The organism is Vibrio comitans (assembly GCA_024346835.1).
Taxonomy (GTDB): domain Bacteria; phylum Pseudomonadota; class Gammaproteobacteria; order Enterobacterales; family Vibrionaceae; genus Vibrio; species Vibrio comitans.
Window position 1 is genome coordinate 721,017 of the sequence record AP024867.1, and the last position, 12,700, is coordinate 733,716.

The window sequence follows — 12,700 nt, forward strand, 5'->3', positions numbered from 1 at the left end:
TTATTTGTGCCTAGATTAACTCCAGTTGAGAGTCGTCCAGTTGTGTCGTTTTGGCAACACTGCAAGACGTGGGCATGGATTTATCAGGTAGGCGTAGTCGGCATGCTCACAAAGTGCGAGGTCATTGATGGAATCTGTATAGAAGTGAATAGATGAGTAACCGTGGTTGTTTTCAGACAGCCACTGCTCAAGGCGCACTACCTTACCTTCTCTGTAGCTCGGTATACCTTCTATTTTTGCTGTATATCTTCCATTATTTTCGGCAAGATCAATACCTAAGGCGTGTTTGATACCAATACGTCTGGCAACCGCTTCCACTATAAATGTCACCGTGGCTGAGATGATCAACATATCTATATCATCTTTCTTTAACTGCTGTATTAAGGCCCTAGACTCACCAAACTGGCGATCCAAAATATGAGTTTCTACGCATTCATCCACTAAGGCATCAACATCTTCCTTTTGCATATCAAGCAGTGGTGCCATTGCAAATTCTAGATACTCGTCCATATCAAGTTTGCCTTGAGAGTAGAGCTCCATCAGGCGCTTATCTTCAGACAAAAATTTAGAGTCTTGAACTATGCCTTTCTCAAGGAGAAATTCGTTCCAGATCATTGCACAATCGCCATTGATTAGCGTTTCGTCCATATCAAATACATATAGGGGCTTTGCCATTTCTTGCTCTCTTTGACGATGTTCTTAGTGAGGATATAGCTATGAGGGCATAGTTATGCCTCAGCGTACGCTGATAGTAGTGATTCTTTATTTCGATTTTATTGCAGTTTTTAGAGGTTTAGCTCCATCTTATAGTCATCCATGACATACCCGCCTCCAATATCTGCAACGATTTCTTCCGTAATTTCAAAGCCTATGCGCTGGTATGCTGCAATGGAGTGGGCATTGTATTTATTGACGGTAAGAAAAATCTTATTCAAATTGTTGGACTTGGCTAGATCCTTGATAAAGCTAATCGAGAGCGCTCCAATACCATTGCCTCGCTGACTAGAAAGCACATAAATCTTGCTTAAAAACAGCTGCTCTGGTTGCAGTTTTATACCAACATATCCGGCTGGCTTTCCGCCCTTATGGATTAGGTAATAGTGAATATTGCTATCTTTTACTTCTGTAGATATTGTCGTTGGCGAGTGGATGTGAGTGAGCATATAGTGAACTTGCTCTGCGCCTATGATGGGTGTGTAGTGCTCGGTCCATATGATATTAGCTAGGTCGACAATAGTATCGATCTGTTGTTGGTTGGTGACTCTCGTAAAGGTAACGTCCATATATCCTCTTAAACAATAACGGCAACCTTAAGGCTGCCGTCGTTTTCATTGTGCTTGGTAACTAGAATAATCGATGTAATCTTTTTCATCATCCCTATACAGGGTCAATCGAGCGTAGACATCAAATTCTGCGAGTGGCCAATCATTTTTGAAGTTTAAGACTAGATTTGAGGTGGTGGGTTTATGTGTCAAAGTAAACGGATAACCATTTTATTGGTAATAGTTACAGCGCATAAACTGAAGCTCAGGGAAGGCATTGGCTTCCCATGTATCTAGCTTTGTTATTTCGCCCGGTTGTAAGTCAAAACTGTAGCGTGTTGTTGCGGATAAACCGCTAGCAGAGTCTGGGCGATAGTTTACTTGAATAAGGCCTGTTGCACTCTGTTGTTGGTTGTTGTTTTCCACGTAGTAGCTGCTTGATACGCCGACCTTCTCTTTTGTGATTGCGACATCAGTATCACATGCGGGGCCAAGCTTACGAACAGGTTGTTGACCTGCACAGGCGGTAAGAATTCCTGCAGTTACCGCTACGACTAAAATACGTTTCAAGATGAGATTTCCAATGGTTATAAATTCTGCAAAACATAACATAACAACTTTGTGAATTTTCAAACATGGATCGACTTAGAGAATAATGGTGTGTTTTGGATTGGTAGAACTGTGCGAAACAGAGGGTTGCAGTAACAGCTAACATGTTTTGCGGACAAAACGCACACAGTGGGTGTATCCTGATTTAAAGCGTATATAGCAATAAAGGCATCGACTAATGGGTATAAGTAAGCATTCGGCATTAATCGTCATCGACCTTCAAGAAGGTATTGTTGATAAAGTGCCTACAGAGATAGCAGCGCCAGTAATTAGCAATAGCCTAGCGTTATGTGAAGCATTTGAACGTGCCCAGTTGCCTGTATTCATTGTTAACGTGGCAGGTCGAACAAAAGGGCTCACAGATGTGCAACAACGGGCACCTCAAAGTGTTCAATCGTCATCTGCGACTGTTTGGGGGCCGGTGATAGAAAGCCTTAGCAACAACCCTAACTTTAAGTACCTAACAAAATACTCATGGGGCGCATTTACTAATACTGGCCTAGATGAGCAGCTTAAAAATCTAGGAATTACTCATATCTATCTCACCGGAATTGCCACTAGTGTTGGGGTTGAATCGACAGCGAGACAAGCCTTTGAGTTAGATTACAATGTGGTGATTGTAGAAGATGCCGTTGCGGATATGGATTTAGTTTGCCATCAGCATAGCTGTGAGAAGTTGTTTCCTAAGATGAGCGTGTTAATGAGCTCGGAGCAAATTATTAATGCACAGTAAACGAATGAAGGAAGCCATGGCTTCCTTCATTTATTTCGAGTAAGAAACTTTACTCTTCACTACCCAAGGTAAATGCGCGACTAGGATCAACATATACCTTATTACCCATACCTTCACGCCCTAGCAGCATCAAGTATGACATGTCTTTACGGTTGGTTAGCGTCACTTCAATTGGCCAACTGTGCCCAGCAATACTGAATGTGGTCTTAATAACGCAACGCTGCTCCGCCTCTCCGTTTGAAGATTTGATCTTACGTGAATCAATCACTTTAGCCTGACATGTAACAACCTTTTCCAAGTTGTAGATATCAGGGTGAAGGTCAAACTCCACGTACGGCTTGCCAATTTTGCGAAATTTTCGGATGTTATCGGCGTGCAATGATGAGGTTTTTGCACCTGTATCAACTCGCACTTCGAGATCATCAATGCCCAACTCAGGCAAGCTACACAGCTCAAGATTACCGATTATCAATCTATCCATTATCACTTTCACCTAAAGTGTCTTGCAGGAGCTCTATATGCTCTGCAACACCATCATCATTTTGTCCAAAGTAAGCAATGTGATACATGGCATCGCCTTCTTGGACCAAAGGAATGTTTTGCTTACCAATAATGATTCCAGAGCGTGTAGAAACCACTTTTTGGATTAACTCGCCGAGTGGAGAGTGTATCTCAGCCAAGGTTTGGCCTTTAATCACTTGTTCTCCAAGCTCGAACATCTCGTTGACGAAGCCACTGCCACTCGCTCGCAGCCATTCGCTTTTGTTAGCAATAAATGGCTCAATTTTACGCTTGATTCGACGCTTGCGAATCAAGCCTAGCTTCATTAATACGTTCTGCACACCTTGATAACCGGCATTGATGGATAGGTCATCAAAACGTAACGCCTCGCCTGCTTCATAAAGCAAGATTCGAGTATTGTTGCTGGTTGCTGCTTCACGTAAAGAGCCATCTCTCAGTACTGAATTTAACAGTACTGGCACACCAAATGTTTCGGCAAGATCACGTGTCTCAGCATCACTAAGATCAGCTCGAATCTGCGGCAAGTTGGAGCGATGAATCGCTCCAGTATGCAGGTCAATGCCGTAGTCACAGTGCTTGACGATATTTTCCATCAAAGTATGCGCTAATCTCGCTGCCATCGAGCCCTTCACTGAACCAGGAAAGCTACGGTTGAGGTCGCGGCGATCCGGCAGGTAACGGCTCTGGTTTAGCACCCCATAAACATTTACCATAGGCACCAATATTAGGGTGCCTCGGATGATATTTAGGTTAGCCGAGATCAGACGCCTGATGATTTCAATACCGTTAAGCTCATCACCATGAACCGCGGCACTGACGAACACGGTTGGCCCCTGGCGCTTACCACGCTGAATGTGTACTGGCAGCGATAGTTCTGTATCGGTGTACAGCTTAGCAACAGGTACATCAATCTGGCATTGCTCACCAGGTAGAATGTCTATCCCAGCAATAGTAAGTGCCTTGCTCATCAGCCTTTTCCTTTAGTTCTGTTTGCGTTTGGTTTGGCATTCTTCTCAATAAAGTCGAAGATCATGCTCGTAACATCTTTGTCTGTCGCTTTTTCAATGCCTTCTAGACCTGGTGAGGAGTTTACTTCCATCACAACAGGACCATTTTTAGATTGCAGAATGTCTACGCCGCACACATTTAGCCCCATTGCCTTAGCCGCATTGATTGCAGTTTGACGCTCTTCTTTAGTCAAGCGCACGAGCTGCGCTGTGCCGCCACGGTGCAAGTTAGAGCGGAATTCGCCTTCACCTGCCTGACGTTTCATCGCGGCTATGACTTTGTTGCCCACTACAAAGCAACGAATGTCAGCGCCTTTTGCTTCTTCAATGAACTCTTGCACCAAGATGTTCGCTTTTAGGCCCATAAACGCTTCAATAACGCTCTCTGCCGCCTTGTTAGTTTCTGCTAACACAACGCCAATGCCTTGAGTACCTTCTAGAAGCTTGATGACTACAGGAGCACCACCGACGTTTTTTATTACATCGGGAATGTTATCTGGTTTATTTGCAAACCCAGTGCGAGGTAAGCCAATGCCTTTACGCGATAGCAATTGCAATGAGCGTAACTTGTCGCGAGAACGACTGATTGCGACAGACTCATTCACAGCAAAGGTTCCCATCATTTCAAATTGACGAACCACTGCTGTGCCGTAAAAGGTAATCGAAGAACCAATTCTTGGGATGACCGCATCGTAATGAGGCAGATCTTCACCTTGGTAGCGAACCTTTGGACTATTACTAGTAATGTCCATATAACAATGCAAAGTATCAATAATATCTACTTGGTGTCCTCTCGCTTCACCTGCTTCTTTAAGGCGACGAGTAGAGTACAAAGATTCATTGCGAGATAAGATTGCTATGCGCATTGGAGCGGTTCCTACAGTTATGGTTAATTTGCGCGCACTGTATTCGGATCTTCCTGCAAACGTAAGCGAATAATTTTTGTCGACAAGATAAGGAATATTTGTCGTAGAAAATAAGTTTAAATTTACGATACTAGCCTATGTACTTCGGCTATTTGTTGGGAGTATTGTGTAGGACTAGTTAGTAGGTACTTGCCCCAATCACAATAAAATAGGGCTCAATGAGAGAGTAACGTTATGGATGTAAAGGTATTTAAAACCTTTCTTGAAGTGGCCAAAGAAAGACACTTTGGTCGTGCATCTGAGAATCTTTATATAACTCAGGCTGCCGTGAGTGCGCGAATAAAGCAACTGGAGTCGTATTTTGATACCACGCTGTTTATTCGAGATCGTAATGCTATCAAGTTAACCAGTGCTGGAGAACGATTGATAGGGTATGCCGAGGTTATGGTAAGTACCTTACAACAAGCAAAGTTCGAACTGTCTCTCGACAGTGGCAAAGCATTGCAATTGACTATCGGTGGCACGCCTAATATTTGGGATGCGTACTTGCAAAATGGCTTGAGCGTTATCACTGATTCATTCTCAGGGTACGGCTTTATTGCAGAGTCCTTGTCACGGGAGCAACTTAATCGAAATTTGCTAGAGCGTACATTAGATATTGCCTTTGTATTTGATCCGCTTAAATCTGATGAATTGTTCAGTGCTAAAGTGGCCGACCTTGAGTTGGTATTGGTTTCTACATCTAAAAGTACAGCGGAAACAGCGTTTTCCCATAGTTATGTTTATGTGGATTGGGGCACACGTTTTGCCTCTGAGCATGCAGAGCGTCATCCAAAAACACCGGCTCCTTTTCTAAGAACTTCTACCGGCCGTATTGCGTTAGATTTTATTTTAGAGAAAAGTGGCACCGCGTATTTGCCAAAATCGGTAGCTGAGCCCTTTATCGCTGCAGGTCAGTTGTATCTAGTCGATGGAATAGAGGAATGGAAGCGACCTGTGTATTTGAGTTATAGAAAATCGAGTACATCAATTGATGCCATTAAACAGGTAGAGAAATTGTTCTCACAAATAGACCCTCAAACGACGTTTACCCTGCAACAGGGGAGCGAAACGAGTTGATCCACTAGGATTTGTTGGCCAGTTTGCATATACCCAGATCACGCAAACTGGCTAACTGATTACACCGAAAGTGATCGTGCCTTCAATTTTAATTGGAACCCAAATCAAACCTCACAAAACCTCTAGTTATCACTAATCTATCGATTTAATAGCCCTTAATATAAATATTGAATTCATTAGCAAATTCAAAGGATTGAGGTGCTTATGTGTTATGAATCAGGTTTCAAGTTTATCTTCAAGCAAGGGATGATGGCTACGCTTGTGGTGTTACTTCTATCGGCTGCATTTGGTTATTTGTTTTATGATTTAAACCAAACGATACTCGCATTTGGCGATGCTAACGAGCTGATAGATGAAGCTCCGATTACCTTGTTGACGGGAGAATAATCTTTTATCAGCTCAATACTCTACTATGATCGAGAGTCTGGACTTCTACGTAAGTTTAGGGTTTCTAGGGGGTATTTATGAAATGGATTTTTCTCGCATGTGCACTTTGCTTTAGCGTATTAACCTACGCCGCTAGTGAGCATTTTGTTCGCTTTGAGTATCAAGGAAGTACTGGCTATGGTCAGCTGAATGGGCAAGAGGTTTATCCAATAGAGGGGGATCTCTTTGGCGAGTATTCCATTTCTAGCAAGCCGATTAAATTCAGCGATATAAAACTACTGTTGCCTGTCGAGCCTGAAAAGGTATTCGCGGTAGGCATGAACTTTGCCAGCCACATTTCTTCCCCCTCCAACAAGCCGCCCCCATTATTCCTGAAATTACCCTCGTCGCTAGTGCTTTCTGGAGAGCCTGTATTGGTGCCTAAAGGTGCAACGAATGTGCACTTTGAAGGGGAGCTTGTACTCGTCATCGGTAAAGAAGTGCGCAATATCAGTGAGCAGCAGGCCAAAGACGCCATTTTTGGTGTCACTGTAGGGAATGACATTACTGAGCGAAACTGGCAGGGGCGTGATCTGCAGTGGATGAGAGCTAAGGCTTCTGATGGTTTTGGCCCTATTGCGAGCACCATTACGCGTGGTGTTGATTATCAAAACGTGCTGTTAACAACTCGACTAAATGGTGAAGTGGTGCAGCAAGAAAGCACCCGAAACATGATTCATAGTCCAGCTAAAGTCGTCTCTTATTTAAGTCAGTATTTTACCCTCAAGCCAGGTGATCTCATCTTCATGGGCACACCGGGCCGTACCAGAGCATTGAAGCACAATGACGTGGTTTCGGTCTCTATAGAGGGCGTTGGGGAACTGAGTAACGCGATTAAGTTTTAGCTTGTTTAGATAGAAATTGAAGTTTTTAAAAGTGGGCTATTTTTTCAGGCTCGCTTGTCTATCGTGCACTTGTATTAGACCTTCTAAAATGATGCACAGCTGTGAACAATTCTGGTTCACGTGCACCACTGCGCAACATTTTGAATACAATAAGTTGCACCAATTTGGTTGGCACTGAATGCATATTTTATATAAATCAAAGAGTTAAAAAAAAGTAATTAGATAAAAATAATTGGCACTGTTCTTGATACGTCTTTAGTGAATAACAATTCACAACCACGGAGTAAATATCATGAACAAGGCGTTCAAACTTTCACTAGCAGCACTATGCACCTCTCTTTCTCTATCTTCTGCCAGCGTACTGGCTGCTGACACCATCAAGGTTGGTGTACTTCACTCTTTGTCCGGCACTATGGCAATCAGTGAAACTACCTTGAAAGATACTGTTCTGATGCTTATTGAAGAGCAGAACAAAAAAGGTGGCCTACTGGGCAAAAAACTAGAGCCTGTCGTCGTTGACCCTGCGTCAAACTGGCCATTGTTTGCTGAAAAAGCACGAGAATTAATTGAGAAAGAAAAAGTCGATGTTGTCTTTGGTGGTTGGACGTCGGTGTCACGAAAATCAATGCTTCCGGTATTTGAAGAACTAAACAGTATTCTTTTCTACCCAGTTCAATATGAAGGCGAAGAGTCTTCGAAAAATGTTTTTTACACTGGTGCTGCGCCAAACCAACAAGCGATCCCCGCGGTTGATTATTTGATGGATGAGCTAGAGGTTGAGCGCTGGGTACTTGCAGGTACCGATTACGTTTATCCACGAACCACAAATAAGATCTTGGAAGCTTACCTTAAAGATAAAGGCGTAGCGTCTGAAGACATCATGATTAACTACACACCATTTGGTCACTCTGATTGGCAGTCGATTGTTTCTGACATTAAGAAATTCGGTGCTGCAGGTAAAAAGACTGCTGTGGTTTCAACCATCAATGGAGATGCGAATGTTCCTTTCTATAAAGAGTTAGGCGCGCAAGGCGTATCGTCAGAAGACATTCCTGTTATTGCTTTCTCTGTGGGTGAGGAAGAACTGTCGGGCATGGATTCCCAGCCACTTGTTGGTCACTTGGCTGCTTGGAACTACTTTATGAGCGTTGACACTGAATCAAATGAGGAATTCATTGAGACGTGGCAAGCATTCATCAAAAGTGAAGATCGTGTTACCAATGACCCGATGGAAGCGCATTACGTAGGTTTCAATATGTGGGTACAGGCAGTAACTAACGCCGGTACAACAGATGCAGAAGCTGTGCAAGATGCCTTGATTGGTGTGTCTGTGCCTAACTTATCGGGCGGGTACTCTACTATGCTACCAAACCACCACATAACTAAGCCTGTTTTGATTGGTGAAATCCAAGATGACGGTCAGTTCGACATTGTTTGGGAAACTACCGGACTAGTGGCTGGTGATGCATGGTCCGCTTATCTGCCAGAGTCAGCAAAGCTTTACTCAAGCTGGTCTAAGCCATTCTCATGTGGCGCGTTCAATGTTGAAACTAAGAAATGTTCTGGTTCTAAGTAAGTCAGATAACGCAATTCAGCCCCCTAAAGTTGGGGGCTTTTCCATATGGCTTGTGAGTAACATATTTAATAACAACAAGGTTGCTCGATATTTAGCAAGGAACCAGATTAATGAAACGGATATTTTTAACCGTTGTGACACTAATTTCTCTTTGTTTTGCTCAGCTTTCTACTGCGGCAGTGACGGACGAAAGTAGTTTTTCAAAGGCGCTAGTTGGGAAAAAAAACGCTGATAAAGAGTCAGCGATCACTTGGTTGGTGACAGAAGCGGATGCCCAGAAAGCTAGGCCTATCTTACAAAATTGGCTAGAAGGTAAACTGTACTACTTCAACGATAGAAGTAGTGACTTATACAAGAGCATTTACTTCGTCAGTGATTTGAAAGTTGGCTTAGATGCGACCTCTATTTGGGATGCATCAACACTTTCCATTGAGAATAGAAGAGATTATAAGAAGGTCTCAGTAAACAATAAGTTGAGAGGCTTATTACGTATTCAAATGGCGATACTGGGCTTAGATAGCCCTGATGCCAATATGCGAAAGCAATCTGTTTCAGATCTATTGGGAACAAAAGATAGTGCGGTATTAGTTAGCCTAGGCCAGCGTCTAGAGGTTGAGACTGAAGATGAGATTATTGACCTCATTACATTGTCTTTGGCTGTCAGCAGGGCACAAGACCAAGCTCTAGACAGTGCGACAAGGGTTGCAGCGATAGAAGTTCTTGGTGAATCTAAGCAAGCGATCGTATTAAAAACTCTTAATGGCATCTTAGCTAGCGAACAACAGCAATCTGTATTGGTCGCGGCAGAGCGTTCCTTAGCGAAATATGAACAAAGCCAGCGCTTATACTCTGGTGTTGAAACTGCATTCTTTGGGTTGAGCCTCGGTTCTGTGCTGGTATTGGCGGGAATCGGTTTAGCGATTACATTTGGCGTTATGGGTGTCATAAACATGGCTCATGGCGAGCTGATCATGATCGGCGCATACACTACCTATGTATTGCAGCAACTCATGCCGAACAATATTGGTATGGCCTTGATTCTTTCAATACCTGCTGCGTTTATCGTCTCTGGACTGGTTGGAATAGCCATTGAACGCAGTGTGATTCGTCACCTATATGGACGCCCTTTAGAAACATTGCTAGCAACATTTGGTATCAGCCTTATTTTGCAGCAAGCCGTTCGCTCTATTTTCTCTCCACTTAATCGATCCGTAAGTACGCCTGAATGGATGTCAGGTGCACTTCAACTGAACCCTATGCTGTCACTGACATACAACCGTCTCTATATCGTACTGTTTTGTGGCTTGGTTTTCTGGGGACTATTAATGGTGCTTAAGAAAACGCCACTGGGTTTGCAGGTAAGGGCTGTTTCGCAAAATCGGGGCATGGCAAGAGCAATGGGAATTCGCTCAGAACGTGTTGATGCGCTGACCTTTGGCTTAGGATCTGGCGTTGCAGGGATTGCCGGTGTGGCGTTGTCTCAGTTAACTAATGTTGGGCCTAACATGGGCCAAGCTTACATTATTGATTCCTTTATGGTCGTGGTGTTTGGTGGTGTCGGTAATTTATGGGGCACATTGGTTGCAGGCTTGAGCTTAGGCATATTTAACAAGGTTCTAGAGCCTTGGGCTGGTGCTGTTTTGGCCAAAATTCTCGTTCTAGTATTCATCATTTTATTTATTCAAAAACGTCCGCGAGGTCTATTTCCTCAGCGCGGTCGTGCGGCTGAAGGTTAAGGAGAACATCATGCAGTCAAAGTCGTTCGTACTTTCAGCGATGCGGGGAGACAAGGGGGGGCAACTGACAATTCTAGCTCTGCTTGCTGCCGTTATCTTTGTACCTCTGGCAAATACTATGTTGCCTAGTGGTCATCCCTTACATGTTGAGACATTCACTATTTCCTTGATGGGCAAATACCTAAGCTATGCGATGTTGGCATTGGCGTTGGATTTGGTCTGGGGGTATTTGGGGATTTTGAGCTTAGGTCACGGTGCGTTTTTCGCTATCGGTGGTTATGCCATGGGGATGTACCTAATGCGCCAAATTGGCGATCGAGGCGTATACGGTGACCCTATCTTGCCGGACTTTATGGTCTTTCTTGATTGGAAAGAGCTTCCTTGGTTTTGGATGGGCTTTGACCAATTCTGGTTTGCCATGCTGATGGTGGTATTAGTACCAGGCGTATTGGCTTATATATTTGGTCATTTGGCATTTCGTTCACGTGTGTCTGGCGTTTATTTATCCATTATGACCCAAGCGCTGACCTATGCATTGATGTTGGCGTTTTTCCGCAATGAGATGGGATTTGGCGGAAACAACGGTTTGACCGATTTCAAAGACATTCTTGGGTTTAGCTTACAAAGTGATGCAACAAAAATCGGGTTATTTATCTGTACTGGTATTGCACTGATTATCAGTTACGTCGTGTGCAGGATGGTGGTCACAAGCCGACTAGGAAGAGTCGCACTGGCTATTCGTGATACGGAATCTCGAACGCGCTTCATGGGTTATGACGTTGATGGCATCAAACTCGGGGTGTTCGTGTTATCCGCTGTTATTGCGGGTATTGCAGGCGCTTTGTACGTACCTCAGGTAGGTATCATAAATCCGGGAGAGTTTGCACCATTAAACTCCATTGAAGTAGTGGTATGGGTGGCATTGGGAGGCCGAGCAACATTATTTGGCGCCATTGTTGGTGCATTGATCATCAACTATGCGAAGAGTTGGTTCACGGTAGAGTTTCCTGAAGTTTGGTTATTTGCCCTAGGTGGTCTGTTCGTTTTATCCACTATGTACTTCCCTAAAGGTGTTATCGGTTTTGTTAACCAGCAAGTGGATGGGGTTCGAAAACGGTCGGCTAATAAATCGGCAAAGTCTAAGGAGGCGACAGCATGAACGCATTATCTTCAATGAGAAAATCGATGCACTCGCTGACGCGCCGAGATGAGGTGTTTGAGTTTCTAAAACCAGATGTGCACCCTGCCATCGATACTCGTCATAATATTTTGTTGTACGTAGAGGGAGTGAATAAAAGCTTTGATGGGTTCAAAGCGATAAATGACCTCAATTTGTACATAAAAGAAGGTGAACTTCGATGCATCATCGGTCCTAACGGGGCCGGAAAAACCACCATGATGGATATCATTACCGGTAAAACAAAGCCCGATACTGGTGAAGTTTGGTTAGGTTCCAATATTAACCTATTGAAAATGAATGAAGCAGAAATTGCCAATGCAGGCGTTGGACGCAAGTTTCAAAAGCCCACGGTTATTGAGTGTCTCTCTGTTTGGCAAAACTTAGAGCTAGCCATGTCTGGTGTTCGCTCTGTTTGGGGAACGTTCACCGCCAGAATGACAGGGGAGCAAAAGGATAAATTGCTTTCTGTACTAGAGCTAATTCACCTTAAAGATGAAGCTCAAAACAATGCCGGGAATTTATCTCATGGTCAAAAACAATGGCTGGAGATCGGCATGTTGCTGATGCAAAACCCAAAACTGTTACTCGTGGATGAACCAGTCGCGGGTATGACACATCAAGAAATGGATCGTACCTCTGAGTTATTAAATTCGCTAGCAGGTAAGCACTCGGTAGTTGTAGTCGAGCACGACATGGACTTTGTTCGCTCTATTGCAAGTCACGTTACCGTGCTGCATCAAGGACATGTGCTCGCAGAAGGAACTATGGATCAGGTTCAAGCTCACCCAGAAGTTAAACAAGTTTATCTCGGAGAATAGG

At 43.8% G+C, this 12,700-nt stretch carries 14 protein-coding genes; 8 read left to right on the plus strand and 6 right to left on the minus strand.

Annotated features, from left to right (window positions below; translation table 11 throughout):
• Nucleotides 1-15: 15 nt before the first annotated feature.
• The 3 genes from OCU46_RS17015 to OCU46_RS17025 form a co-directional block, all read right to left on the minus strand.
• Complete coding sequence (locus tag OCU46_RS17015) at nt 16-675, minus strand: HAD family hydrolase (protein WP_141271651.1); 660 nt, start codon at nt 673-675, stop codon at nt 16-18.
• Nucleotides 676-785: 110 nt separating this feature from the next.
• Entirely contained in the window at nt 786-1,283 is a 498-nt protein-coding gene (locus OCU46_RS17020; RefSeq protein WP_141271650.1) for a GNAT family N-acetyltransferase, read from the minus strand.
• A 210-nt stretch (nt 1,284-1,493) separates the two neighbouring features.
• Nucleotides 1,494-1,832: a hypothetical protein gene (locus OCU46_RS17025; RefSeq protein ID WP_141271649.1), complete on the minus strand. Its 339-nt coding sequence runs from the start codon at nt 1,830-1,832 to the stop codon at nt 1,494-1,496.
• Between the two features lie 217 nt (nt 1,833-2,049).
• Between OCU46_RS17025 and OCU46_RS17030 the strand changes: the two genes are divergently transcribed.
• A complete protein-coding gene (locus tag OCU46_RS17030) occupies nt 2,050-2,604 on the plus strand; it encodes a cysteine hydrolase family protein (RefSeq protein ID WP_141271648.1) in 555 nt (184 codons plus the stop codon).
• Nucleotides 2,605-2,653: 49 nt separating this feature from the next.
• Here the strand turns inward: OCU46_RS17030 and OCU46_RS17035 are convergent, their stop codons facing one another.
• Genes OCU46_RS17035 through rimK form a run of 3 tightly spaced genes read right to left on the minus strand, consistent with a single transcriptional unit; the run spans nt 2,654 to nt 4,999 of the window.
• Nucleotides 2,654-3,085 (minus strand): ATP-dependent zinc protease family protein, encoded by a 432-nt coding sequence (locus OCU46_RS17035; RefSeq protein ID WP_141271647.1) that lies wholly within the window; start codon nt 3,083-3,085, stop codon nt 2,654-2,656.
• Nucleotides 3,078-4,094 (minus strand): succinylglutamate desuccinylase/aspartoacylase family protein, encoded by a 1,017-nt coding sequence (locus OCU46_RS17040; RefSeq protein WP_141271646.1) that lies wholly within the window; start codon nt 4,092-4,094, stop codon nt 3,078-3,080. Before OCU46_RS17040 ends, OCU46_RS17035 begins: the two co-directional genes overlap by 8 nt.
• Complete coding sequence (gene rimK, locus OCU46_RS17045; RefSeq protein WP_141271645.1) at nt 4,094-4,999, minus strand: 30S ribosomal protein S6--L-glutamate ligase; 906 nt, start codon at nt 4,997-4,999, stop codon at nt 4,094-4,096. The genes OCU46_RS17040 and rimK overlap by 1 nt, the downstream gene beginning before the upstream one ends.
• A gap of 234 nt (nt 5,000-5,233) precedes the next feature.
• On the opposite strand from rimK, the gene OCU46_RS17050 reads away from it, so the two are divergent.
• The 7 genes from OCU46_RS17050 to urtD all read left to right on the plus strand — a co-directional run bounded on the left by OCU46_RS17050 (nt 5,234) and on the right by urtD (nt 12,699).
• A complete protein-coding gene (locus tag OCU46_RS17050; RefSeq protein ID WP_141271644.1) occupies nt 5,234-6,118 on the plus strand; it encodes a LysR family transcriptional regulator in 885 nt (294 codons plus the stop codon).
• A gap of 204 nt (nt 6,119-6,322) precedes the next feature.
• Nucleotides 6,323-6,505, plus strand: a complete 183-nt coding sequence (locus OCU46_RS17055; RefSeq protein ID WP_244311413.1) for a hypothetical protein — start codon at nt 6,323-6,325, stop codon at nt 6,503-6,505.
• A 77-nt stretch (nt 6,506-6,582) separates the two neighbouring features.
• Entirely contained in the window at nt 6,583-7,389 is an 807-nt protein-coding gene (locus OCU46_RS17060; RefSeq protein WP_141271642.1) for a fumarylacetoacetate hydrolase family protein, read from the plus strand.
• 292 nt (nt 7,390-7,681) lie between these two features.
• Complete coding sequence (gene urtA / locus OCU46_RS17065; protein ID WP_141271641.1) at nt 7,682-8,965, plus strand: urea ABC transporter substrate-binding protein; 1,284 nt, start codon at nt 7,682-7,684, stop codon at nt 8,963-8,965.
• A gap of 110 nt (nt 8,966-9,075) precedes the next feature.
• Nucleotides 9,076-10,701 (plus strand): urea ABC transporter permease subunit UrtB, encoded by a 1,626-nt coding sequence (gene urtB / locus OCU46_RS17070; protein WP_141271640.1) that lies wholly within the window; start codon nt 9,076-9,078, stop codon nt 10,699-10,701.
• Nucleotides 10,702-10,711: 10 nt separating this feature from the next.
• The gene (gene urtC, locus OCU46_RS17075) at nt 10,712-11,860 is read left to right on the plus strand and encodes an urea ABC transporter permease subunit UrtC (protein WP_141271639.1); all 1,149 of its coding nucleotides are present in this window, start codon (nt 10,712-10,714) and stop codon (nt 11,858-11,860) included.
• Nucleotides 11,857-12,699: an urea ABC transporter ATP-binding protein UrtD gene (gene urtD / locus OCU46_RS17080; RefSeq protein WP_141271638.1), complete on the plus strand. Its 843-nt coding sequence runs from the start codon at nt 11,857-11,859 to the stop codon at nt 12,697-12,699. Before urtC ends, urtD begins: the two co-directional genes overlap by 4 nt.
• Nucleotide 12,700: the final 1 nt, after the last annotated feature.